A 24,499-nucleotide genomic window follows, 5' to 3' on the forward strand; every position below is an offset into this window, starting at 1 on the left:
AGCTTCCGGGCGGGCCGGGTCCGGCCGGCCGGTGGGCGAGCGCACGGGACGATCGGACCGCACACCGGATGCCGGAGACCGGGCACCGAAGGACCGTCGCCGAGCCGGGCGCTCCGAACTCTCGACCTCATCGCCGGGCGGCGAAGCTTCTCGCGGTCCGGCCTCGGCCGCGGGGCCCGGATTCGCGGAACTCGGCCTGCCGGTCGAACTGGTGCAGGCGTTGCGGCGGGAGCGCCTCGAGACCGCATTTCCCATTCAGGCGGCGGCGATTCCGGATGTGCTCGCCGGTCGCGATGTGCTGGGACGCGCGGCCACCGGTTCCGGCAAGACCCTCGCCTTCGGCCTGCCGATACTGGTCCGGCTGCGGCGCGGCGCGTCCGCACCGCGCCGCCCCCGTGCGCTCGTCCTCGCCCCGACCCGCGAGTTGGCCCTGCAGATCGAGACGGCCCTCGACGAGACCGCGCTGTCGCTGGGCCTGCGGGTGGCGACGGCCGTCGGCGGTGTGCCGATCAAACGGCAGGCCGATCGCCTGAGCCGCGGCGTGGACCTGCTGGTAGCGACCCCCGGCCGGCTCACCGACCTCATCGACCAGGACAAGGTCGGCCTGGACGCGATCCGCGTGGTCGCGATCGACGAGGCCGACCACATGGCCGAACTGGGCTTCGTCGACCAGATCCGCACGATCCTCGACCGCTTGCCCGCCGGCACTCAGCACCTGCTCTTCTCCGCGACCTTGGATGCCGCCGTCGACACGCTGGTGCACACCTATCTGAACGACCCCGTCCATCACGACGTCACGACCACCGCGGGAACGCGGGCGCCTTCCGCCGGGCACGCCGAGGCCCGCCCGGGCTCGCAGGCAACCGATTCGGTGGACGCCCCGGAGACGACCGATGCTCCCGCTGCCACCGCAGCCGGAGCGCCCCCGGACCGCAAAGCCGCTGAAAGACAAGAGAATTCACCGCCCCCGGCTGCCGAGACCGGCCGGGAATCCCGGCCGCAGGTGCCGAGCTCGCCGACGACGTCGACTGTCGAACCCACTCCCGCCGATGGGATCGGCAGGCCGCCCACCGGAAATGATCTCAGGGGGCTCTCCCCTTCCGGTACGGCGAAGGTATCCCACTACCTCCTCCAGATACGAGCGACCGACAAGCGCGCAGTGGTCGCGGAGATCGCAGCGCGCGACGGGCGCACTCTGCTGTTCGTGCGCACCCAGTACGGTGCGGACAAACTCGCCGGGCGGCTGCGGGAAGCGGGCGTCGGCGCCGTCGCGCTGCACGGCGGGCTGAGCCAAGCGCAGCGTACGCGCACCTTAGCCGCGTTCTCCTCCGGTGCGGCACCGGTTCTCGTCGCCACCGACGTGGCCGCACGCGGCATCCACGTCGACGACGTCACGCTGGTGGTCCACGTCGATCCCGCCGCCGATGCCAAGGACTATCTGCACCGCTCCGGCCGCACGGGCCGCGCGGGCGCGAGCGGCACCGTCGTCACGATCGGCACCGATGCGAGCGCGGACACCGTACTCCGCGACGCCGCGGTGGTATTCGAGCACGTGCGCATCCGACCGGGCGACCCCCGGCTCACCGCCTTGGCCGGGGCCCGCCCGCCGACCGGACGCCCGGTCCCGGATCCGGCCGCCGCCCCGCCTCGGACGGTCGACACGCAAGAAGCCGACACACGCGCAAGGCCCCGGCGAAACACCCGGCCGCCACACTCCCGCAACCGCCGCGCCAACTGAATCACCTACCGGGACAACCCAACCCCGTCGACGCGGCAGCGTGCCGGCCACCGACGTCGGTCCCGGTTTCCGACTGCGAACCGTTGATTCGGCCTACCGTGCCATCATCACCGACCACGCCCCTCGTCCCCCGCGCCCGCATCCGCACCGGACGGAACCGGCGAGAAGGTCACGGTTCGCTCCTACCGCACCTCTCGGTATGGCGCACTTTCGACCGTGCAGCGCCGCTTTCGCTGTCAGCGCTCCGGAATGGCTTCCACCACAGTGGTTTTCACCGCATCGGCGGCAGACCCGTCCTTCAGGTCCACGCCGGATCGTCCCAGTGCACGCGCACCCGCTACCAGACCCGCGACGACGGCGGCGGCCTGGCGATACCCCAGGCCCTCGGGCGGGTGAATATTCGACACGCAGTTGCGTTCGGCGTCGGTGCGGCCCGGTCGGGGGCGGTGGGTGAGGTAGATGCCGAGACTGTCGGCCACCGACAGACCGGGGCGTTCGCCGATCAGCACCAGCACGGTGCGCACGCCGAGCGCGGCGCCGAGATGGTCACCGATCGCCACCCGCGCCTGCGTCGCGATCACCGGCGGGGCCAGCGTGTAGTGCGGGGCGAGTTCGTCGACCAGGGCCGCGAGCAGATCCGGTCCGTGTGTCGCGAGCGCACTCGGGGACAAACCGTCGGCCAGAACGATTCCCACATCGAAAGCACTGGGCGACAGAGGCTTTCGTAGCGCCGAGGAGTCCTCGGGTTCTCGTCCGAGATCGGGCCGGCGCAGATACTCCGCGCGGTCTCGGGCCCGGCTGCGTACCCGGATCGGCGTCCCGACGTCCAGCGCGGCGACCCGTTCGCACAGCGCATCCACGTCCACGCAGGTGTGCACCGCGTCGCGCGCCGCCGCATGCGCGGCCCGGAATTCCAATACGCGCGCGGTGGGCAGTGCGTCACCGGTTCGCCCGAGCCCGATCCGCGCCTGCGTCGTCCCACGCAATTCCCGCCAGAACAACTCGCTGTCCGCACCTGATCGACGCGCATCGCGCGCCTGTCCGGCTCCGGCCGGATTCGTCCCGGTGGCGCTCATCGCGGCCCCGCCAATTCCCGCAGCGGCGAGGTCAGCGGTTCCACCGCGGCGATACCGCCCGCGGCGTCGAGCATGCCCAGTCGCGCCAGCCACTGCTCGAACTCCGGCGCGGGCGCCAGGCCCAGAAGGCGGCGCACGTACAGCGCGTCGTGGAAACTGAGGCTCTGGTAGCCGAGCATCACGTCGTCGGCCCCCGGCACCGCGATAACGAAGGCGACACCGGCCGCGCCGAGCAGCGTCAGCAGGGTGTCCATATCGTCCTGATCGGCCTCGGCGTGGTTGGTGTAGCAGACGTCGACGCCCATCGGCAGGCCGAGCAGTTTGCCGCAGAAGTGATCCTCCAGCCCCGCCCGGACGATCTGTTTGCCGTCGTACAGATATTCCGGGCCGATGAAGCCGACGACCGTGTTGACCAGTAACGGCTCCAGTTCGCGTGCGACGGCGTACGCACGCGCCTCGAGCGTCTGCTGATCGACGGGCCTGCCGCCGGTACCGAAATGCGCGCCCGCCGACAGCGCCGAGCCCTGCCCGGTTTCCAGATACATCACGTTGTTCCCGACGGTTCCGCGCCCCAACGATCGTCCGGCCTCGTTGGCCTCGCGCAGCAGCGACAGATTCACCCCGAAGCTCGCATTCGCCGCTTCCGTCCCGGCGACGGACTGAAAGACGAGATCCACCGGCGCCCCCGCCTCGATCAACCCCAGCGTCGTGGTCACATGGGCGAGCACACAGGACTGGACCGGAATGTCGAATCGGGTCCGCACCTCGTCGAGCAGCGTCAGCAGCTCGGCGGCGGCCCGCGGCGAGTCGGTGGCCGGATTCACGCCGATCACCGCATCCCCGCAGCCGAGCAGCAATCCGTCGAGCACCGCCGCGGCGATACCGCGCGGATCGTCGGTGGGGTGATTCGGCTGCAGCCGGGTGGCCAGCCGGCCCGGCAGTCCGATGGTGGTGCGGAAACCGGAGCGCACCTCGGCGGCCCGCGCGACCGCGATCAGATCCTGATTGCGCATCAGTTTACTCACCGCCGCGACCATCTCCGGCGTCAAACCCGATGCCACGGAACGCAATACCGCTGCCGGTGGCTCCGCCTCCGATCCGGCGGCCACCGCGAGCAGCCAGTCCCGCAGGCCGCCGACCGACAGCTGCGCGATCGGTGCGAAGGTCGCGCGATCATGCGTGTCGAGAATCAGCCGGGTGACCTCGTCGGTCTCGTAGGGCACCACCGGGTCGTTCAGGAAGTCGCGCAGCGGCACCTCGGCCAGCGCCCACTGCGCCGCGGCGCGCTCCGCGTCCGAACTCGCCGCGCACCCGGCGAGTTCGTCACCGCTGCGCAGCGGTGTCGCCTTGGCCAGCAGGTCGGCCAGCCCGTCGAAGGCGTAGGTCCGGCCGTGGAGGGTCTGCTGATACCGCGTCATCGGTCTCCTCCGGATCGGCGTCCTGTCCACCCTCACCGCCGGTGGTGGCTGCCAGCGTACCGCCGCACCCACACCCCTCGATGTCCGTTATGTCCCAACGCGTTACGATCGGGTAAGCACTCCGGCACTGCGAGGAGGCGCACTTGACCGAACGCAAACCGGCCGGCATGGGTTTCGAATCCTGGATCGACAAGCAGATCCGCGAGGCCACCGAACGCGGTGAATTCGACAATCTGGCCGGAACCGGCAAACCGCTGCCCGGCGTGGGCGAGCCCTACGACGAGAACTGGTGGCTGAACAACTACCTGCGCCGCGAAGGTGTGGGCGGCGAGGCGCTGCTGCCGACCTCATTGGTGCTGCGCCGCGATCTGGAGCGGTTACCCGAGCGGGTCGCGGAGATGGATTCCGAGGCCGAGGTCCGCGCCTATGTGTCCGATCTCAACATCCGCATCGTGGAATGGATCCGGATGCCGCACGGCCCCCACGTCCGCCTCGCACCCGCCCGAGCCGACGAGGTCGTGGCGCGCTGGCGCGCCGACCGGCACACCCGGCAACGAACGGCCGCCCCCAGCGGAAAAGACTCTCTCGCAACCACTTCCACGCGACACCGGGACGGCCGCCCGCGGTGGTGGCGCCGACTGCTTCGCCGCGACCGCCCCGGCGCCGCCTAGTCCTGAGACGGCGGGAATCCACCGGTGGCGACCGGCCCCCACCGCTCGACCTCGATGCGGATCAGCGATTTGTTCTGCCGCGCCATCGCCGCGCGGTAGTCCTCCCAATCGGGATGCTCGCCCGCGATACAGCGGTAGTAGTCCACCAGTCCGTCCAGCGCTTCCGGCATGTCGAGTACCTCGGCACGCCCGTCGATCTGGACGTACGGACCGTCCCAGTCGTCGGACAGCACACAGATCGACACCTGCGGATCGCGGCGCGCGTTGCGGGTCTTGGCCCGTCCGGGGTAGGTGGAGATCACGATCCGGCCCGCCTCGTCGACGCCGCAGGTCACCGGCGACATCTGCGGGGCGCCGTCGGCGCGCGTGGTGACCAGGACACCGCGATGACGCTGGCGGGCGAAGTCGAGCAGTTCGGTCCGGTCGACCTCCGTGGCGGTCGCGATCCTTGGCATGGGCGATCCTTTCTCGACGGTCCTCTCGCAACCACCCTGCCATGATCGATTCCCCTACAATGGCCGGAGTGCAGTTTCTCCCAGGACACACGCCGCCGTACGACCTCACCTACGACGATCTGTTCCTCGTGCCCAATCGCACCGATGTGTCGTCGCGGTTCGATGTGGACCTGTCCACCAGCGATGGAACCGGCACTACCATCCCCATCGTGGTCGCGAACATGACCGCGGTCGCCGGACGCCGCATGGCCGAAACGGTCGCGCGCCGCGGCGGCATCGTGGTGCTGCCGCAGGATCTGCCGATCAGCGCGGCCTCCGACACCATTTCCTTCGTCAAGAGCCGTTCCCTCACCGCCGACACCCCGGTCACCCTCGGGCCGGATCATTCGGTGTCGGACGCGTTGGCCCTGATCCACAAGCGCGCCCATCGCGCCGTGGTCATCGTCGAGAACGACAAGCCGGTCGGCGTCGTCACCGAATCCGCCTGTGCCGATGTCGACCGATTCGCGCGGTTGCGCACGGTCGCCGACGCCGATTTCGTCAGCGCCGCCGCGACCACCTCCCCGCGCGAGATCTTCGGCCTGCTCGAGGCGGCGCACGCGACCCTCGCGGTGCTGGTCCACGACGACGGCACCCTGGCCGGTGTCATGACGCACACCGGCGCGGTCCGCGACGGCATCTACACCCCGGCCGTGGACCGGAACGGCACGCTGCGCATCGCGGCCGCGGTCGGTGTGAACGGCGATATCCCGGGCAAGGCGAAGGCGCTGGTCGACGCCGGCGCAGACGTCCTGGTCATCGATACCGCCCACGGCCACCAGGAGAAGATGCTCGAGTCCCTGCGCGCGGTGGCGGACCTGAAACTGGGCGTGCCGCTGGTGGCGGGCAATGTGGTCTCCGCGGCCGGAACCCGCGATCTGGCCGAGGCCGGGGCCGACATCGTCAAGGTCGGCGTGGGCCCGGGCGCCATGTGCACCACCCGCATGATGACCGGTGTCGGCCGCCCGCAGTTTTCCGCGGTCGCCGAATGTGCCACGGCCGCAAAGGATCTCGGCGTGCACATCTGGGCCGACGGCGGAGTCCGCCATCCCCGCGACGTGGCGCTGGCGCTGGCCGCGGGCGCGTCGAACGTGATGATCGGCTCCTGGTTCGCCGGTACCTATGAATCGCCCGGTGATCTGCGCATGGACCGCGACGGCAACGCCTACAAGGAGAGCTTCGGCATGGCCTCCAAGCGCGCCGTGGCCGCCCGCACCGCCGCCGACAGTGGATTCGATCGCGCCCGCAAGGCGCTGTTCGAAGAGGGCATCTCCTCCTCCCGGATGCGACTGGACCCGGAACGTCCCGGCGTCGAGGACCTCATCGACCACATCTGCTCGGGTGTGCGCAGCGCCTGCACCTACGCCGGGGCCCGCACGCTCGCCGAACTGCACGAGAAGGCGGTCCTCGGCGTGCAGTCGGCCGCCGGTTTCGCGGAAGGACGCCCGCTGCCCTCGGGGTGGTGAGGCTCACCACACTCGGCGCGGCTCGCGGAGGGCGATCCGGCAGGATCCGGCACACACCGGGCGTCTCCGCGTTCGCCGCGAGCCCGATCCGCCCCACCGGAGGGGTCGCGGCGCGCCGCGCCGCTCGGTCGCCGCGAAGATCCCGGTAACATAGGCTGTGCCGACCGGCGGACCTCCGCCGACCGGCATTGCGTTTAGTTCGGCTCGTCCACTTGCGAAAGGAACCAGTTGTCACCCGCGTCCGAGGGCGCCACACAGGAGGGCTCCTCTACCGAGCCGGGTGACCAACCCGGCGCCTCCGTCTCCGCAGATCCTCCGTTACCCGGTGGGCGGTGCCGATCGTGTCCGTAGTGCTCACCATCGTCAGCCTGCTGGGATTCATCGCGCTCACCGCGGGCACGGCGATCTTCGTCGCTGCCGAATTCTCGCTCACCGCACTCGAGCGCAGCACCGTCGAAGCGCACGCCCGCGAGGGCGATCGTCGCGCGCGCCAGGTCCGCCACGCGCACCGCACCCTGTCGTTCCAGCTGTCGGGCTCCCAGCTCGGCATCACCATCACCACCCTGGTCACCGGTTATATCGCCGAACCGGTGCTGGCCCGGCTCATCGAGCCGATCTGCACCGCGCTCGGCGCGGGCCCCGGGACCGCGCAGGGCGTTTCCCTGTTCATCGCGCTGGTGCTGGCGACCTCGCTGTCGATGACCTATGGCGAGCTGGTCCCCAAGAACATCGCGATCGCCAAACCGCTGACGACCGCGCGCTGGACGGCCGGTCCGATGATCGTGTTCACCACGGTCTTCTCCTGGCTGATCAAACTGCTCAACGGCGCCGCGAACTGGGCGGTGCGCCGGCTGGGCATCGAACCGGCCGAGGAACTGCGGTCGGCACGCTCGCCGCAGGAGCTGGGTTCGCTGGTGCGCACCTCCGCGATGCGGGGCTCGCTCGATCAGCGCACCGCCCTCGTGGTGGACCGCTCGCTGCTGTTCGGTGAGCGCAGCGCCGAGGATCTGATGACGCCGCGGGTGAAGATCGAAACACTGGATCAGAACGACACCATCAGCGACCTCATCGCCGCCGCCGGCCGCACCGGCCTGTCCCGTTTCCCGGTCATCGACGGCGATCTGGACAACACCCTCGGCATCGTGCACGTCAAACAGACATTCCTGTATCCGGTCGCGCAGCGCGGCACCATCGCGCTGTCCTCGATCGCGCGGCCGGTGCCGATCGTGCCCGCCAGCCTCGACGGCGACACCGTGCTGGAACGGGTACGGGCGGACGGCATGCAGCTCGCGCTGGTCGTCGACGAATACGGCGGCACCGCGGGCCTGGTGACCATGGAGGACATCATCGAGGAGATCCTCGGCGACGTCCGCGACGAGCACGACGAGGAGGAACTCGACGTGCGCCGCACCGCCCTGGGCTGGAACTGTTCCGGGCTGCTGCGCATCGACGAGGTGTCCCGGGCCACCGGATACGACGCGCCCGAGGGCGAATACGACACCCTCGGCGGACTGGTCCTGACCACCCTGGGCCGGATTCCGCTGGCCGGCGACGAGGTGCTGCTGCCCACCCCGAGCGCAACCAACGGGCACGCGATGCAGCCGCACACCCACGGCGGCTGGCTGGCCCGGGTGGAACGCATGGACGGACGACGCATCGACCGGGTGCTGCTGCAGCCGGTGGACGCCGATGCGGTGACGACGTGGGAGCTCAGCCATGGGTGATCTGTTCGGACTGATGCTGACCGTCGTTCTGCTCGGCGCCAACGCCTTCTTCGTCGGCGCGGAGTTCGCGCTCATCTCCGCCCGCCGTGACCGGCTGGAAACCCTTGCCGCCCAAGGTAAACGGGGAGCCGGCACGGTGATCGGCGCGGCCGAGCATCTGTCGATGATGCTGGCCGCCGCCCAGCTGGGCATCACCATCTGTTCGCTGCTGCTGGGCCGCATCGGCGAACCGGCGATCGCGCATCTGCTCGAGCGCCCGTTCGACCTGGTCGGCGTGCCGGATCAGCTGCTGCATCCGGTGGGATTCGCGCTGGCCCTGGGCCTCGTGGTGATCCTGCACATGCTGATGGGCGAGATGATTCCGAAGAACATCGCCCTGGCCGGGCCGGAGCGGGTGGCGTTGCTGCTGGTGCCGATCATGCTGTGGTGGTTGCGCCTGGCCCGTCCCCTGATCGGCCTGTACAACCTGGCGGCCAATCTCACCCTGCGCGCGCTGCGCATCGAGCCCAAGGACGAGCTCGACGCGACCGTGTCGTCGGTGGAGCTGGCGGAGATGATCGGCGAATCCCGCTCGGAAGGTCTCATCGACGAGGAAGAGCATCGCCGTCTCACCCAGGCGCTGGGCACCACCGACCGCATCGTCGCCGATGTGATGGTGCCGCTGGCCACGACGCGCTGCGTGCCGCTGCGCGGCGACGGCACCACCCTGGGCGATATCGAAGCCGCGGTCGCCGAGACCGGCTTCTCCCGTTATCCGGTGCGCGCCGGCGACGGCTCCCTGGTGGGCTATCTGCACGTCAAGGACGTGCTGGACAAGGTGGCCGACGATTCGGCCGGGCCGTCGACCCCGATCCCGCGCACCGATATCCGGCCGCTGCCGACGCTGAGCATGGGCACCACGCTCTACGAGGCGCTGGCCCGGTTGCGCCGCACCAACAGCCATCTGGGCCGGGTCATCGACACCCGCGGCAATACCGTCGGCATCGTCGCCCTCGAGGATCTGGTGGAAGAGTTCGTGGGCACCGTGCGCGATGCCACCCACCGGGTGGCGGAATGACCGTGGACGCGACACCGGCTGCGGCGCAGGACCTTCGGGTGCTGCCGCCGACGCAGTGGCGGAACCGGGCGCAGGCGCATCGGGACCGGGTCGACGAGATGGTCGGCCCGTACCTGCGGCAACGCGCCGACGGCCGCAAACATCCGGTGATCGACTTCCTGTTCACCTATTACGGGCACAAACCGGCCCAGTTGCGCCGCTGGCATCCGGGTTTCGGCGTGGCTCTGGCCGATGCCGAGGAGTACGCGCAGCGCCGCGGCTATCACCGCGTCGAGACGGCCGCCGGCCCGGTCCATACCGCCGACCCGGCCTTTCTCGACCGCCGCCGCGACACCGTCGAATTCGTCACGGCCCTGCTGGCAGCCACCGCAGCACGGCCGGCGCAACTGTCCTGCTTCGGATTACACGAATGGGCGATGGTCTACCGCAGCGACGATGTGCGCCACCGGCAGGTCCCGCTGCGGCTCGGCCGTGCCGGCACCGACGCCGTGGTCGATTCGATGTCGTTGCGCTGCACGCACTTCGACGCCTTCCGCTTCTTCACCCCCGAGGCGGCGCCGCGTAATATCGAACAACTCACCCGCGACGTCCAGATCCGCCGGGAACAGCCCGGCTGCCTGCACGCGGGAATGGATCTGTACAAGTGGGCATTCAAGCTGGTCCCGCTGATCGATTCGGATCTGCTGCTGGACTGCTTCGCCCTGGCCTGCGCCGCCCGCGAAATCGATATGCGCGCCAGCCCGTACGACCTCACCGACTACGGCTACCGGCCGATCGCCATCGAAACCCCCGGCGGCCGTGCCGAATACGTTCGCGCCCAGTCCGAGCTGGCCCGGCGGGCGGAGCCGTTGCGCACCGAACTGCTCGGCCGTTGCCGGGCACTGCTCGGGCCGTCCTGAGCGGACGGCGCCGAGCGGCTCAGTTCGCGCGGCGGATACTCAATTCCGCCGTGGCGTCGTAGATCCACGACATATCCGCCGCCGCGAAATCCGCCAGCCACGTGGGCGGCGCTGCCGCGGTGAGGGTTTCGAAGTTCCAGTAGTCCTTCCACAGCGAGACGCGCCCGTCGCGGACCCGGTGCACGGAGACGAACGGCAACTCGGCGCGCTCGCCCGTCGGCCACACCCAGGTTTCGGAGTGCTCGTAGATCACGTCCGGGCCGTCGGCGACCAGCAGCCCGTCGTGATTGGTGTATTCGGACAGCCCGGCCAGTCCGATGCGCAGGCGTTTGACGGTATCGGCCGGCCCCTTCGCGGCCAGCGTGGGACCGGTCGGCACGTCGAGGTAGATGCAGTCCTCGGTGAGCGATGCGGCCACCGCGTCCCAGTCGCGCCGGGCCAGCGCCGCCCACAGCCGCCGCACGACCGCGCGCGGATCATCGTTGTCGGACATACCTTTTCCTCGCTCTCCGGATTTTCGGTTGCTTTCCGGTCCCGCGCCGCGCGCGGTTACACCACCGGGTCGATGGTGGCGTTGATGGTGTGAATGGTGCCGTCGGGAATGACGAAGGTTTCGGTGATGTCGACGGTCATCAACCGCACCCCGGCGACACCGGAGTCGAGCAGATAGCGCGCGGTCACCACATCACCGCATTCGGTCATCCGCAGATCGCGAATGTCCTGAATCACCGAATACTGGACGCCGTGATTCAGTTCCTGTGTCAATTGCGGGCCCGAATAGCCCGTCTTCAACCCGGCTTCGACACGGGTGGCGTCCGGCGCGAACGGCACCGCGCTCGCATCGTGTGAGACCAGCGCATCGATATACGCGCGGGCGACGGCCTGCCGGGGCGTATCGGCCGGATTCGGTGCTGCCGCAGCCATTCCCACTCCAGCGTTCAACGCGGCAGCCACCGCACCCGATATGACTGCAACGTGTTTCATTCCCATTCGCAGAGTTTGTCTCACGTGTTGCTGTGGCGCAACAGCTCGGTGGCCCCGGACGGCTTTCCCCGAAAACAGACCCGATGAGAAGGTGGGTGGGTTACCGTTTCGATGCATTGCCCGCAACCGGCGGTACCGACTACCTCCGCGCGCGGGACGCGTAACCCGTTTCACTGTGGAAGGTGGGGGTCCCGCAATGGCGCGGAGGTCGAGCAGGCGCACGCCCAAACCACTCATCGCCGCGGCCGCGGCCCTACTCGCGGCCGCGATTCTGCCGGTCGGCGGCGCGTCGGCGGATCTGCAATCCGATATCGCCACCCAGGTGCAGCAATTCCTCGATATCGGCAAGGTCGCGGTGCCCCCGGCCGACTGCGGCCCGGGCTCGCGACCGGAAACCGGTATGCAGGGCGATGTTCCGGCCGCCGACCGCGCCTCCGGCCGCAGCACACAGGGCTACAGCTGCAATATGTCGTTCGTCGGCGGATATGCCGGCCACGGCGCCGGCATCACCTCGACCACCTACGACCACTGCTCCTACACCGGCTCGTTCTTCCCCGGCGATCTGCTCGGTCCCGCCCAGGGCGTGCAGGTGATCGACGCCTCCGATCCGGCGCATCCGGTGTTGAGCACCACCCTCACCGAACCGGCGATGATGGCCGGAACCTGGGAGAGCCTGAAGGTCAACACCGCGCGAAAACTGCTGGTGGGCACCGGAGTTCCGTTCCTGGAGGGTACCGGCTACCTGTCGGTCTACGACATCTCCGACTGCGCGCATCCGCGGCTGCTCAATCCGGGGCCGGGCACCAACCTGGCCATGCCCCTGCCCATCACCACTCACGAGGGCGGCTTCTCCCCCGACGGCCGGACCTATTGGGCCTCGGGCATCGCACCCGGCTTCGTCAGCGCGGTCGACCTCACCGATCCGGCGAATCCGCACGTGATCTGGCAGGGGCTCACCGGCATCGAGGCGCACGGCTTCGGCATCAGTCCCGACGGCAACCGCATGTATCTGTCGGCGCTGGGCGGATTCACGGTGCTCGATATCAGCGCGGTTCAGCGGCGCGATCCGAATCCGCAGGTCAACCACATCGGCCGGGTGTTCTGGACCGACGGCTGGGCAACCCAGCACAGCGTGCCGGTGAGCTACGACGGCACACCGTATCTGTTCACCGTCGACGAGGCGGGAGCTGGCGGGGTGAAACTGGTCGACATCTCCGACGAGAACAACCCCAAGGTGGTCGAGAAGATCAAGTTGCGGATCGATCTGCCGGAGAATCAGGACAGCATGCTCGCCTCCTCGATGGGCGGTTCGGTGTTCTCCTACGACCCGCACTACTGCGCGGCCGACCGTCCCGAGAATCCGACGGCACTGGCCTGCGGGTGGGAATCGTCCGGCATCCGGGTGTTCGATGTGCGCGATCCGTTCCAGGTGCACGAGATCGCCTACTTCAATCCGCCCGCCCGCACCGGACAGAATCTGCAACTGTGGAACTCGCCGCACGCACTGGGTTCGCTGATCGGACCACCGGCGCTGGAAGGCTTTTCGGTGGCGCGCGCCATTCTGGACGGGAAATTCGATCCGGCCCAGGCCCTGTCACCGCGCACCGGGATGCTGGCCTTCGGTGACGTGTCCTCCGACTGGTGTTTCGCGCCTCCGGAATGGCACGGCAGCCAGTTGTGGACCTCCTGCAACGACAACGGATTCATGGTGTTGCAGCTGGACAACGACGTGTATTCACCACCGGCCGACCAGCATTCGATCGTGGGGTCCTAGATGTCGCGGTGGCTGCGCTGGGGCTCCTCTGCGGCGGCGGCGTTGATCCTGTTGGTGATCGGCGCCGCGCTGCGGCCGATCGTCCTGCCCGAGAACCACACCGCCGCACCGGTTCTCGACGCCACCGAAATCGGATTCGCCCAGGATATGACCGCTCACCATCAGCAGGCGATCCAGATGGTGCAGCGTCTGGACCCCGGGGTCGACCCACAGGTACTGCGGCTGGCACAGCAGATCGACCAGTCGCAGCGGGTGGAGATCGGCACGATGCTCGGATGGCTGCGCCTGGCGAACGCCGCCCCGATGTCGGATCACCCGATGGCATGGATGAGCGCGGATACGGTTTCCGCACACCATCACGCGGCGAGCGGGCCCGCCACCACCGCGTCGGCGGCCGGCATGCCGGGAATGGCGAGCACGGCCGAACTGGACCGGCTCTCGGCCGCCCGGGGGCGTGACGCGGAAATCCTTTTCCTGCAACTGATGTACCGCCATCACGAGGGCGGCATCGCGATGGCTCGCGCCGCCGACCGGCAGATCGCCTCCGGCCCGGTGAAGGAGCAGGCCCGGGCCATGCTCGTCGCCCAGAGCCAGGAGACCGGGTTGATCGCGCTGATGCTGAACCAGCGCGGGGCGCAACCACTCCCCTAGGCCGATTCCGGCGGCCATGGTCGACCACTTCCTTGTCCGCAGGTTCGGCGGCCGCGGCGAGAGGGCCGGTCCGGTGCGGATCGTCCGGCGGACCCGAGGATGTCGGTGGGTGCCGCTATGGTCCCTGGGTCGGCACACAATCGAGAGGTTCGGACGCGGATGACTGTCGGTACGGCGATCACCATTCCCACGCATATCCACGGTTATCCGGATCTGGCGTTCGGCGGCTACGTGGCGGGCATGCTCGCCGATCGCGTCGGCGGTGAGGTGCGCGTCGACTTCCGGCGCGGTGTTCCGGTGCGCACCCCGGTCCTGATCACCGATTCCGAATCCGGCAGTGTGCTCACCGATTCCGACGGCACAATCCTCGCCGAGGCGAGCCCGGGTTCGGTGGAATTGGCCGTCACCCCGCCACCCGCATGGGAAGAGGCGGTTGTCGCATCTCGCGACTCGTTCGCCGCGGGCCGGCCCATTCCCGACTGCTACGGCTGCGGCACCGCGAATGCACCGGGCCGGGGCCTGCGACTGTATCCCTGGCGGATGCGCGACCACGATCTCGTCGCGGCCGCCTGGGTTCCCGATGCCGAATTGGCCGGGCCCGGAGGGCATCTGACCACGGAGAACATCTGGTCGGCCGTCGACTGCCCCGGCGGCTGGGCAGCCATCGAACTGTCCGGAATGCGCCCCGGGGGCGTCACGGCCGCCCTCACCACCCGTCGCATCGGACCGGTTCGCGCCGGGGAGAAGTACCTGGTCTGGTCCTGGCCGATCGCCGCCTCCGGGCGCAAACACACTGTCGGCGTGGCCATTTCGACGCTGAAGGGCGATCTGCGGGTCCTGGCCGAAGCGCTGTGGGTCGAGCCCCGGCGGTAATCTCCCCTGCCGGTCAGTCCGGCAACTCCTGGCTGCCCGACGGCAGTGGTCAGCTTCCCGCCTGACCCGAAACCCGGCGGCTCACGATGGCATGCCGCGAGCTCCCGGCACCGTGCCGACGAATCTCACGATCGGTTCGCCTACTCTCCGGCGCCCGCCAGACTGCGATAGGCGGCAGCGTAGGAATCCGGGCGTACGTCGCCCATCAACAGGTACTGCTGCAGGAAGCCCATCATCGCGCCGAGCATGACCTGGGCGAGCGCGTCGATATCGGCTGCGGCGGAGAGCAATCCGGCCTCACGGGCGCGCAGGAGCAATTCCCGCCAGGCGTCCCGGACTTGAGCCAGGCGTTCACGGACGATCCCGGCCACCACCTCGTCCCGCCCGGCCTCCGCCCACGCCTGCACCGCGACGCGCGGAATGTCACCGTCGCGAGCCAGATCCGCGATCTGCCCGAGCACCGACTCCAGCGCATCGATCGGCGCCACCGGCGTCGCCCCCTCGGTGAGCCGAGCCAGATTCGCCGTCATCCGGCCGAGCACGGAGTCGGCGATCGCGCGGATGATGTCGTTCTTGGATGCGAAATAGCCGTAGACCGCCCCCGCCGACATCCCCGATTCGGCGATCACCGCCGACATCGTCGTCTTGTGGAATCCCTCCCGGGCCACACAGCGCACGGCGGCAGCGATCAGCTGGTCTCGCCGGGCGGTGCGACGCTGTTCGGTCAGTCGCGGCATGTCCGCATCATAAAAAGAACGTTCGTTCTTGACAATCTCCCAGCCGCGGGCGCATGCTCGAAATACAAAAAGAACGTTCCTTCTCTTTGGAGTTGCGATGCGACCGTCGCCCGCCACCGTTCTCGGACCGGCTCTGGCCCTGTCCGCCCTGATCACCGTGCTGGTCATGGCCTTCGCCTGGCCGACCTCCAACCTGGCCCCACGTCACCTCCCGGTCGGGCTGGCCGGCCCGGCCCCCGCCGTCGAACAGGTGCGCCAGGGTCTCGGCGCGCTCGGCGATTCGGCGATCGACACGACGACGTATCCCGACCGCACGACGGCCGTTCAGGCCATCGAGGATCGCGATATCTACGGCGCCATCGTGATCGGCGCGAACGGACCGGAGGTGTTGACCGCCTCCGCAGCCGGCCCGGCCGTCGCCCAAGCCCTGACCGATGCCGCCCGGAGCATGAGCCGATCCGCTGCGCCGCAGACGAATTCCGGGCAGTCGCCGCAGCCCGGTAGTCCTGCCGCGGGCCAACCCGCACCCAGCACCCCGATGCCGCAACAGCTTTCGCCGGCGCCGGTGGTCACCGATGTCGTCGCCACGCCTGCCGCCGACCCGCACGGCGCGGTATTCGGCCTCACTCTGGTCCCCATGGTCATCGGCGGCCTGTTGACCGGCGCCGCCCTGTCGCTGCCGGCGCTGGGCCGCACCGCCCGGATCGGCGCGGCCGTGGCCGTCGCGCTCATCGCCGGATTCGCCGTCACCGCCGTACTGCACACCTGGCTCGACGTGCTGACCGGAAATTACCTCGCCAACGCGGGAGTGGTCGCCCTGGCCATCGGCGCGATCGCACTCGCACTCCTCGGCCTGCGCGCCGTGCTCGGCCTCGCCGGACTCGGCGTGGGCGCGGCAACCTTTGTCGCACTGGGTATTCCACTCTCCGGCGCCATGTCCGCACCGGAACTGCTGCCGACCGGCTGGGGCACCCTGGGAACACTGCTGCCGCCCGGCGCGGCCGCCACCGCGCTGCGCTCGACCGCCTATTTCGGCGGTGCGGGCTCGGCAGCGGCACTGGCGGTGCTGAGCTGCTGGGCCGTAGGCGGCTTGTTGCTGGCGACTGTCCCCCGGGGCACCCGCCACCTTCCCGATCCCGCGCACGACACCGAACCCGCACACCTCGCCCGGACGGCCTGATCGCCCCCGGAGACGACCCGGGGCAGCCGACCGCAGTTGTGGCCCACGATACAATCGGGCCTGCTCAATCGATGCCGACCGCGACCACGCAACTACCCATGGGTAACATGACAGGCGTACTTTTTCCATCCGGCTTTCTCGAAATGAGGCAGTAGATGACAGAGCGGATTCAGGTCGGCGGGCTCCAGGTGGCCAAGGTTCTTCACGATTTCGTGGAGAACGAGGCGCTCCCCGGCTCCGGCGTAGATTCCGCCGCGTTCTGGACCGGTGCGGAGAGCGTCATCAATGACCTCGCTCCCCGCAACCGCGCCCTGCTGGCCGAACGCGACGAGATCCAGGGCAAACTCGACGCCTGGCACGCCGAGAACCCGGGCAAGGGCTACGACAAGGCCGCCTACAAGAAGTTCCTCGCCGAGATCGGCTACCTGCGCGAAGAGCCCGCCGATTTCGCCATCGGCACCCAGAACGTCGACGACGAGATCGCGACCACCGCCGGCCCGCAACTGGTCGTGCCGGTGAGCAACGCGCGCTTCGCCATCAACGCCGCCAACGCGCGCTGGGGCTCGCTCTACGACGCGCTCTACGGCACCGACGCCATCTCCGAGGCCAACGGCGCGGAGAAGGGCACCAGCTACAACAAGGTCCGCGGCGACAAGGTCATCGAGTGGGCGCGCAACTTCCTCGACGACGCCGTGCCGCTGATCACCGGCTCGCACGTCGGCTCCAAGGCCTACAAGATCGTCGACGGTGAACTCGAGGTCACCCTCGAGGACGGCACCGACATCGGGCTGGCCGATTCCTCGGCCCTGGTCGGCTACCTGGGCGATCCGTCCGCGCCGAGCTCGATCCTGCTGCGCCACAACGGTTTGCACATCGACATCCAGATCGACCCGGAATCACCGATCGGCAAGACCGACGACGCGGGCGTCAAGGACGTCGTGCTCGAGTCCGCGGTCACCACGATCATGGACTTCGAGGACTCGGTCGCCGCGGTCGACGCCGAGGACAAGGTGCTCTGCTACCACAACTGGCTGGGCCTGATGAAGGGCGATCTGGCCGAAGAGGTCAGCAAGGGCGGCAAGACCTTCACCCGCACCATGAACCCGGACCGGGTGTACACCGGCCTCGACGGCAACGACGTGGTCCTGCACGGCCGCTCGCTGCTGTTCGTCCGCAACGTGGGCCACCTGATGACCTCCGACGCGATCCTCGACGCGCAGGGCAACGAGGTGCCCGAGGGCATCCTCGACGGCCTGATCACCTCGCTGATCGCGGTGCACTCGCTCAACGGCAACGCCAAGGTCAGCAACTCGCGCACCGGTTCGGTGTACATCGTGAAGCCGAAGATGCACGGCCCCGACGAGGTCGCCTTCGCCAACGAGCTGTTCGGCCGGGTCGAGGATGTGCTGGGCCTGCCCCACAACACCCTCAAGGTCGGCATCATGGACGAGGAGCGCCGCACCACCGTCAACCTCAAGGCCTGCATCGCGGCCGCGAAGGACCGCGTGGTCTTCATCAACACCGGCTTCCTGGACCGCACCGGCGACGAGATCCACACCTCCATGGAGGCCGGCGCGATGATCCGCAAGGCCGAGATGAAGAAGCAGCAGTGGATCCTGGCCTACGAGGACTGGAACGTCGACACGGGCCTGGCCACCGGCCTGCCGCACAAGGCGCAGATCGGTAAGGGCATGTGGGCCATGCCGGATCTGATGCACGACATGCTCGAGCAGAAGATCGGCCACCCGCGCGCCGGCGCCACCACCGCCTGGGTGCCCTCTCCGACCGCCGCCACCCTGCACGCCACCCACTACCACCTGGTGGACGTGTTCAAGCGGCAGGCCGAGATCGCCAAGGGCGGCACGCGGGCCACCGTCGACCAGATCCTGGAGATCCCGCTGGCCGCCGACACCAACTGGTCGGCCGAGGAGATCCGCAACGAGCTGGACAACAACTCGCAGTCCATCCTGGGCTACGTGGTCCGCTGGATCGATCAGGGCGTCGGCTGCTCCAAGGTGCCCGACATCAACGATGTCGCGCTCATGGAAGACCGTGCGACCCTGCGCATTTCGAGCCAGCTGATGGCGAACTGGCTGCGCCACGGCATCGTCACCGAGGAGCAGATCGTCGAGAGCCTGGAGCGCATGGCGCCCGTCGTCGACCGGCAGAACGCCGGTGACGCCGCCTACAAGCCGATGGCCCCCGACTTCGCCGGCAGTGTCGCCTTCCAGGCCGCCAAGGAACTGATCCTCGAAGGTGCCTGCCAGCCCAACGGCTACACCGAGCCCATCCTGCACCGCCGCCGCCGTGAGGCGAAGGCGCTCGCCGCGAAGGGCTGATCCGACACTCGTCGCGACCTGTCGCGGCGAACGGCTGACGTCGCAGCCCCGGTCGTATCGAACGACCGGGGCTGCTTCGCGTTCGAACGCGTCGCTACCGGCGTGCGCCCGGGTTCGCCACGTTGGGCCCGTCGACCGCACGCGCCGACGGTCACCGGCCGGCGAAGGCCTCGATCAGTACGCCGGTCGCGTCGTCCAGCGCCGTGCCGGCGGAGTCGGCATCGCAGTTGGTCGCCGTCGCGAAGGCGACGTCGCGCGCCGGCCCCAACCACGTGGTCGCCAGCCACAGCGTATTGCTCCCGGTATGGGTCAGCGCGACACCGCCTGCCCAGTCCCTGGTCACGACGCCCCAGCCGGCGGCGTAGTCGCCACCCGGTGGCGGTTGATGCAGACGCGCCATCGTCGCCGCGGATAGCAGGGTCGGCTCACCCCGAGCACCCCGGACGTGCATGGTGAGGAATTTCCCCCAGTCCACGAGACCGACATGGACCCGTCCGGCCGGTCCGTAGGCCGGCGGGTTGTCCGCGCGCGGATCCGCGGGTGCGATAGGTACGAGCGGGTTCCCAGCATTCGTATGACCCCACGGCTGATCGACGGCGTCGCCGTTGCCGGGCGGTCCGAAGCCGGCCGACGTCATGCCGAGCTTCGCGAACAGCTCGGTCCGAATCATGTTCTCCCACGGCATCTTCGCGATCCGTTCCAGCACTGTGCCGAGGATCAGATAGCCGGCGTTCGCATAGGCGTACGTGCCGGGCGCCTGCGCGGGTGGGCGGCTCAGCAGCGACCGCACGGCTCGGATCCGGGCGTCGGGGGCATCGCCATCGGACCACATCCGCTGCCGGATGTCGGCGGGCATGGTGGCCGGAGCGCCGCCGCGATGCTGGAGCAGCTGTTCGATGGTGGTGGCGCGATAACCGGGGTCGATCGTCTCACCGGCGAGCACGGTGTCGAGGCGATCGGAGAAAGCGAGTTGTCCGCGATCGACGAGGAGACCGATCAACGTCGCGGTCATCGCCTTGGTGTCGGACCCCAGATGCCATTCGTCGGCCGTCGTCACCGGCGTCGGATCTCCCAGTTTCCGCACCCCGCTCGCCCATGAGCCGATCAGGGTGCCCTCGCGCCACACCGCCGCCGCGAGCGCGGGAAGACCCGCCTCGGCACGAATGGCCTCCAGCTTGCCGGCGACAGCGCTGGAAGGCGCGAATGCGCCCTCCCCGCCCGTCACGGTGGCGGTCTCCAAGTTTTCGAGCACTCGTCGATCTGTCGACATATCACTCCCCCAAGATGTCGTGACGGAGATCTGCGGCGACCCCTCGGCCACAGAGTATCAGCACGCCCGCTCCCACAATTCGATTGCCGCGCAATATTTTTCAACCAGTTTGTCACGCAAATCTCACATTCCGGTCCTGTCGGCGACACATCCGGGCGCTCGGGCGCGGGAATGCGCGGCGGTATCGAACCGTTGTCGCCACATATGCGAATTCTGATCGTGTATGCGCATCCCGAACCCGATTCGCTCACCGGAGCTCTCAAAGATGTTGCGGTGGAACACCTTCGCGGCGCCGGACAAGAGGTCGTGGTCAGCGATCTGTATGCGATGGGCTGGAAGGCGCAGGCCGATACCGCCGATTTCGGTGAGTCCGGTACGGGCACCTTCATGCAGGCCTCCGGCGAGGCGTACAGCAACGGCACGCTGGCCGCCGATATCAACTCTGAACAGGACAAACTGCGGTGGACCGACGCGGTGCTGCTGCACTTTCCGCTGTGGCGGTACTCGATGCCCGCCATCCTCGAGGACTGGGTGGACCGGGTGTTCACCAACGGCTTCGCCTACGGATCCGGCAGCACGGCGCTGCCCCGATACGGTGCGGGCGCGCTGAGCGGGCGGCGGGCCATGCTGGTGGTCTCCATCGGCGGACGGGAGCCGGCCTACTCCGAACGCGGCATCAACGGTCACATCGACGACCTGCTCTTTCCCATCCACCACGGCATCCTCTACTACCCCGGCATGGATGTGCTGCCCCCGTTCCTCGTCCACGGCACCATCCGGGTCGACTCCGAACGTTTCTCCGCCATCGCCGACGACCTGCGGGCGCGATTGTCGCGGATCGACGCGATCGAGCCGATCCCGTACCGCACCCAGGCCGGCGGCGATTACGACCGCAGCCTGCGACTGCGGGACGGCTTGGGCTGCGAAGCGACCGGATTCGGGCTACACCGCGCAGGCTGAGATGCGCACCAGGCTGAAGACCGAACCCACCGATCCGATCCCCCTGCGCCGGTCGCCGCATGGCCGAACACACACACGACTCCGCGAGGTCAGGGAATAGTTCGAACACCCCCAGCGCTGTAACTGCGGCAAGGGGGGTTCGCGTCGCCCACCGGATCGGTTGCGGCGACGAAAAAATGACCCGACAACGGCGGTAACGCTGTGTCACCATGACAACGATGATCAACCGGTCCCGCCGCACGGCGGGGCCACTCGACGAGTAACGGGAAGGAGGAGGTGGCCGATGTATCCGAAGAGTATGCGCGACGAGATGAACGATCTTGCCGGGCAGCGACATTCGACCGGCGTCGAGCAGTCGCAGAGCATTCTGCGGCAAGCCGAGCGGGAATCCGGTCGCCTCTTCCGGCAGGCCTGATCGGCTCCCCCCTCTCCTCGTTCCACTTTTTCACGAAACATGGTGACCCCCATGCTGTCTCGTCACGCCGAAAGAACCCTCGCTCCCGACAACTGGATACACGCCCAGGTACTGGTCCTCAACGCGTCCTACGAGGCGCTGACCGATATCGGCGCGGATCGCGCGGTCGTGCTGGTGATCAGCGGGACCGCCGAGACCGTGGCCGAGCGGCAACCGCATTTCCCGATTCGGTCCAAGCATCTGGAAATCGCTCTGCCACAGACGATCAGGTTGCTGCGCTACGTCTATCTCGAGCACAGCGTGCTCGTGCACGACGAGAGCCGGGCCACTCTCGCGGGTGTGCTGCGGCGGGACCGTCACCGGTGCGGATACTGCGCCGGCTGGGCCCGCACCGTCGACCACATCCGCCCGCGCAGCCGGGGCGGACCCAATACCTGGAACAACCTGGTCGCCGCCTGCGGACCGTGCAACACCCGCAAGGCCGACCGCACCCCGGACGAGGCCGGGATGCGACTGCTCTGGGAACCCAAGGCGCCCACCGACATGCAGCGGCGGCAACGGCGGATCTGGAAGGACCTCGTCGCCACGGGCGCACAGTGAACAGCCACCGGCGCACAGTGAACACCCGCATATCCCGAGGAAGGAGGGATCCGATATGACAACTACGACTCCGGCACTCACCCTGGTGGATCTGCTCCCGGTCTCGGATACACAGAGCTGGGACCAGGCCGCATGCAAGGGTGACCCGAACCACGATGCCTGGTTCCCGTACCCGTCGCAGGACTTCGACTACGCGCGCGGAATCTGCGCCGGCTGCCCCATTCGCCGGCAGTGCGCGGAGTTCGCGGCCGGCACCGGCCAGTCCGGTGTGTGGGGCGGTCACGAATTCGACCGCGGCAAGCTGATCCGCGACTGAGAACGACACGTGCGAGTGGTCCGCGTCACTCGCACGATCCGAGCCCGGCGCTCGACCGATCCTGGTCGAGCGCCGGTTTTCGCGTGACCATACACTGGAAAATCGTGGGCACACATCGCAGCGCGGACGGAACACGGGGCGTCAGCAAAGGTTTGGTTATCACCGTGGTGGCGGCCCTGCTGCTGATCGTGGCGGTCGCCGGTTGGTTCTGGCTCAGCAATCGTTCGGCATCGGAGAACCGCAGCGCCGCCGGCCAGTGCATCGAGGGCCCGGTGACGCTCGCGGTCACCGTCGATCCCGATATCGCCGCTCCCGTGCGCGCCGCCGCCGACCGCTACAACGCCACCCACCCCCAGGTCCGCGATCACTGCGCGAAGGTCTCCGTCACCGAACGGACCACCGCCGCGATGGTGACCGGGCTCACCGCCCCGAACTGGGACGCCAAGCTCGGCCCACAACCCGGTCTCTGGATTCCGAGTTCTTCGCGGGCGGTCGAGCAGATGCGGGTTCCGGGACTGGTGCAGGGCACGCCCGCCTCGATCGCCGTCAGCCCGATCGCGGTGGCCGCCCCCGGCCCCCTGGCGCAAGCGATGGAGAAGGCCAACCTCAGCTGGTCGGATCTGGCGCGCCTGCAGCGCGGGTCGCTCGGCGATATCGGCCTCGGCAGCTGGGGTCCGCTGCGGGTGGCGATGCCACCGGGTGACGATTCGCTGGCCGCCGCGGTCGCGGTCGGGTCGGCCGTCTCCGGCTCCGATCCGCTGACCGATGAATCCGCCGCGTCCGGTCAGGTCATCGCCGCCATCTCCGGATTGGCCGCCGACGCACCGGAATCCGGGGATACCGCCTCCGCGCTGGCGGCGGTCGCCGATTCCGCGCAAGGCCCCAACTCCCCGATCCACGCGGTAGCAGTTACCGAGCAGCAAGCCAAAACCCGGCCGAGCGTCGCGCTGTTCCATCCGACCGGTGCCGCGCCGGTCGCCGATCATCCCGCCGCGATGCTCACCGGAAGCTGGGTCGACAAGACCCAGAACCTGGCGGCCGGCATGTTCGCCGACTTCCTGCGCGCTCCCGAACAACAGAAGCTGTTCACCGACAACGGATTCGGCGCCGCGGCCGCCACACCCACCGCGGTGCCGGCGAAGTCGGTCCTCGATCGGGTGCAGTCGGTGCTCGCCCATCCGGTCCTGGGCGTGCAGGCCACCATTCTCATCGACACCTCGGCGTCGATGGCACCCAGCGACGGTTCGATGTCGCGGTTGAACAACGCTCTCGCCGCGGTCCAGTCGACCCTCGACACGATGCCGCCGGATTTCGGTGCCGGCGCCTGGATCTACGCCAATCAATTGACCGACGGCAATCCCTATCGAATGGTCGCGCCCACCCAGGCGCTCACACCGCAACACCGCTCCGAATTGTCCACGGCCCTGGGCAACGTCACGCTGGCCGGTTCGAGCACCGACCGCACTTACCCGTCGCTCGAGGCCGCCTACCGCAGCGCGGTGAAGAACTATTCCCCGGGTAAGACGAATTCGGTGCTGCTCATCACCGGCGGCCCCAACGACAATTCCTCGGTGACCGGGGATCAGCTGATCACCGATATCACCGGCGTCGCCGATGCCGCGCATCCGGTACGGGTGGATGTGATCGTCGTGGGCGGCCAGGGCGCGCAGACCCTGCAGAATCTGGCTCAGAAGACCGGCGGCACCTACACCAAGGTCAGCACCTCCGACGACATGACCTTCGGCACCGCGGTCAACCACGCGCTGACCACGCCGTAGGGCCGTTCGCCGCCGGCTTCACCAGCCAGCGGATCTCGGGCACCGTCACAGCCGCTAGTGCTAGTAAGATGCAAGCAGT

General features: G+C 68.7%; 23 protein-coding genes. 16 read left to right on the plus strand and 7 right to left on the minus strand.

Annotated elements, in window-relative coordinates:
- The first annotated feature begins 211 nt into the window (after window positions 1-211).
- A complete protein-coding gene (locus tag ACPCUW_RS15680) occupies window positions 212-1,738 on the plus strand; it encodes a DEAD/DEAH box helicase (protein ID WP_423425659.1) in 1,527 nt (508 codons plus the stop codon).
- A 236-nt stretch (window positions 1,739-1,974) separates the two neighbouring features.
- On the opposite strand, the gene eutC is transcribed toward ACPCUW_RS15680, so the two are convergent.
- Complete coding sequence (gene eutC, locus ACPCUW_RS15685) at window positions 1,975-2,814, minus strand: ethanolamine ammonia-lyase subunit EutC (RefSeq protein WP_423425562.1); 840 nt, start codon at window positions 2,812-2,814, stop codon at window positions 1,975-1,977.
- Entirely contained in the window at window positions 2,811-4,232 is a 1,422-nt protein-coding gene (locus ACPCUW_RS15690) for an ethanolamine ammonia-lyase subunit EutB (RefSeq protein ID WP_104363534.1), read from the minus strand. The genes eutC and ACPCUW_RS15690 overlap by 4 nt, the downstream gene beginning before the upstream one ends.
- Before the next feature lie 143 nt (window positions 4,233-4,375).
- Between ACPCUW_RS15690 and ACPCUW_RS15695 the strand changes: the two genes are divergently transcribed.
- Window positions 4,376-4,903 carry a DUF1992 domain-containing protein gene (locus tag ACPCUW_RS15695; protein ID WP_423425564.1) on the plus strand — a complete coding sequence of 176 codons (528 nt, stop codon included), beginning with the start codon at window positions 4,376-4,378 and terminating at the stop codon, window positions 4,901-4,903.
- On the opposite strand, the gene ACPCUW_RS15700 is transcribed toward ACPCUW_RS15695, so the two are convergent.
- A complete protein-coding gene (locus tag ACPCUW_RS15700) occupies window positions 4,900-5,358 on the minus strand; it encodes a PPOX class F420-dependent oxidoreductase (protein ID WP_030517704.1) in 459 nt (152 codons plus the stop codon). The genes ACPCUW_RS15695 and ACPCUW_RS15700 overlap by 4 nt on opposite strands.
- A 68-nt stretch (window positions 5,359-5,426) precedes the next feature.
- Between ACPCUW_RS15700 and ACPCUW_RS15705 the strand changes: the two genes are divergently transcribed.
- From ACPCUW_RS15705 to ACPCUW_RS15720, 4 genes are all read left to right on the plus strand, one after another.
- Window positions 5,427-6,863: a GuaB1 family IMP dehydrogenase-related protein gene (locus tag ACPCUW_RS15705; RefSeq protein ID WP_423425566.1), complete on the plus strand. Its 1,437-nt coding sequence runs from the start codon at window positions 5,427-5,429 to the stop codon at window positions 6,861-6,863.
- 341 nt (window positions 6,864-7,204) lie between these two features.
- On the plus strand, window positions 7,205-8,587 hold the full coding sequence (locus tag ACPCUW_RS15710) for a hemolysin family protein (RefSeq protein WP_064906822.1): 1,383 nt from the start codon (window positions 7,205-7,207) through the stop codon (window positions 8,585-8,587).
- Window positions 8,580-9,644, plus strand: coding sequence for a hemolysin family protein (locus ACPCUW_RS15715; RefSeq protein WP_423425568.1), 1,065 nt, complete (start codon window positions 8,580-8,582; stop codon window positions 9,642-9,644). Before ACPCUW_RS15710 ends, ACPCUW_RS15715 begins: the two co-directional genes overlap by 8 nt.
- The gene (locus ACPCUW_RS15720; RefSeq protein ID WP_423425569.1) at window positions 9,641-10,543 is read left to right on the plus strand and encodes a 3-methyladenine DNA glycosylase; all 903 of its coding nucleotides are present in this window, start codon (window positions 9,641-9,643) and stop codon (window positions 10,541-10,543) included. Before ACPCUW_RS15715 ends, ACPCUW_RS15720 begins: the two co-directional genes overlap by 4 nt.
- Before the next feature lie 19 nt (window positions 10,544-10,562).
- Here ACPCUW_RS15720 and ACPCUW_RS15725 read toward each other — a convergent pair whose 3' ends face one another.
- Together ACPCUW_RS15725 and ACPCUW_RS15730 are read right to left on the minus strand one after the other, a co-directional pair.
- Complete coding sequence (locus ACPCUW_RS15725; RefSeq protein WP_030517709.1) at window positions 10,563-11,036, minus strand: nuclear transport factor 2 family protein; 474 nt, start codon at window positions 11,034-11,036, stop codon at window positions 10,563-10,565.
- A gap of 56 nt (window positions 11,037-11,092) precedes the next feature.
- A complete protein-coding gene (locus ACPCUW_RS15730; protein ID WP_227463122.1) occupies window positions 11,093-11,467 on the minus strand; it encodes a hypothetical protein in 375 nt (124 codons plus the stop codon).
- Window positions 11,468-11,723: 256 nt separating this feature from the next.
- On the opposite strand from ACPCUW_RS15730, the gene ACPCUW_RS15735 reads away from it, so the two are divergent.
- From ACPCUW_RS15735 to ACPCUW_RS15745, 3 genes are all read left to right on the plus strand, one after another.
- Window positions 11,724-13,301 (plus strand): LVIVD repeat-containing protein, encoded by a 1,578-nt coding sequence (locus ACPCUW_RS15735; RefSeq protein WP_030517711.1) that lies wholly within the window; start codon window positions 11,724-11,726, stop codon window positions 13,299-13,301.
- The gene (locus tag ACPCUW_RS15740; RefSeq protein ID WP_423425571.1) at window positions 13,302-13,952 is read left to right on the plus strand and encodes a DUF305 domain-containing protein; all 651 of its coding nucleotides are present in this window, start codon (window positions 13,302-13,304) and stop codon (window positions 13,950-13,952) included. It begins immediately after the preceding gene.
- A gap of 159 nt (window positions 13,953-14,111) precedes the next feature.
- On the plus strand, window positions 14,112-14,825 hold the full coding sequence (locus ACPCUW_RS15745; protein ID WP_423425572.1) for a hypothetical protein: 714 nt from the start codon (window positions 14,112-14,114) through the stop codon (window positions 14,823-14,825).
- Window positions 14,826-14,965: 140 nt separating this feature from the next.
- Here the strand turns inward: ACPCUW_RS15745 and ACPCUW_RS15750 are convergent, their stop codons facing one another.
- The gene (locus ACPCUW_RS15750) at window positions 14,966-15,562 is read right to left on the minus strand and encodes a TetR/AcrR family transcriptional regulator (protein ID WP_423425574.1); all 597 of its coding nucleotides are present in this window, start codon (window positions 15,560-15,562) and stop codon (window positions 14,966-14,968) included.
- Between the two features lie 97 nt (window positions 15,563-15,659).
- Between ACPCUW_RS15750 and ACPCUW_RS15755 the strand changes: the two genes are divergently transcribed.
- Window positions 15,660-16,742, plus strand: a complete 1,083-nt coding sequence (locus ACPCUW_RS15755; RefSeq protein ID WP_423425575.1) for a hypothetical protein — start codon at window positions 15,660-15,662, stop codon at window positions 16,740-16,742.
- Between the two features lie 155 nt (window positions 16,743-16,897).
- On the plus strand, window positions 16,898-19,081 hold the full coding sequence (locus ACPCUW_RS15760) for a malate synthase G (RefSeq protein ID WP_423425576.1): 2,184 nt from the start codon (window positions 16,898-16,900) through the stop codon (window positions 19,079-19,081).
- Between the two features lie 151 nt (window positions 19,082-19,232).
- On the opposite strand, the gene ACPCUW_RS15765 is transcribed toward ACPCUW_RS15760, so the two are convergent.
- Window positions 19,233-20,351 carry a serine hydrolase domain-containing protein gene (locus tag ACPCUW_RS15765; protein ID WP_423425578.1) on the minus strand — a complete coding sequence of 373 codons (1,119 nt, stop codon included), beginning with the start codon at window positions 20,349-20,351 and terminating at the stop codon, window positions 19,233-19,235.
- 204 nt (window positions 20,352-20,555) lie between these two features.
- Between ACPCUW_RS15765 and ACPCUW_RS15770 the strand changes: the two genes are divergently transcribed.
- From ACPCUW_RS15770 to ACPCUW_RS15790, 5 genes are all read left to right on the plus strand, one after another.
- The gene (locus ACPCUW_RS15770) at window positions 20,556-21,311 is read left to right on the plus strand and encodes an NAD(P)H-dependent oxidoreductase (RefSeq protein ID WP_423425579.1); all 756 of its coding nucleotides are present in this window, start codon (window positions 20,556-20,558) and stop codon (window positions 21,309-21,311) included.
- Window positions 21,312-21,594: 283 nt separating this feature from the next.
- Entirely contained in the window at window positions 21,595-21,726 is a 132-nt protein-coding gene (locus ACPCUW_RS15775) for a hypothetical protein (protein WP_255401986.1), read from the plus strand.
- Between the two features lie 51 nt (window positions 21,727-21,777).
- Window positions 21,778-22,326, plus strand: a complete 549-nt coding sequence (locus ACPCUW_RS15780) for an HNH endonuclease (RefSeq protein WP_063013127.1) — start codon at window positions 21,778-21,780, stop codon at window positions 22,324-22,326.
- A gap of 55 nt (window positions 22,327-22,381) precedes the next feature.
- A complete protein-coding gene (locus ACPCUW_RS15785) occupies window positions 22,382-22,642 on the plus strand; it encodes a WhiB family transcriptional regulator (protein WP_030517719.1) in 261 nt (86 codons plus the stop codon).
- A gap of 104 nt (window positions 22,643-22,746) precedes the next feature.
- On the plus strand, window positions 22,747-24,420 hold the full coding sequence (locus ACPCUW_RS15790) for a substrate-binding domain-containing protein (RefSeq protein WP_423425582.1): 1,674 nt from the start codon (window positions 22,747-22,749) through the stop codon (window positions 24,418-24,420).
- Window positions 24,421-24,499: the final 79 nt, after the last annotated feature.

Source organism: Nocardia sp. AB354 (genome assembly GCF_049538315.1).
Lineage (GTDB): Bacteria > Actinomycetota > Actinomycetes > Mycobacteriales > Mycobacteriaceae > Nocardia > Nocardia nova.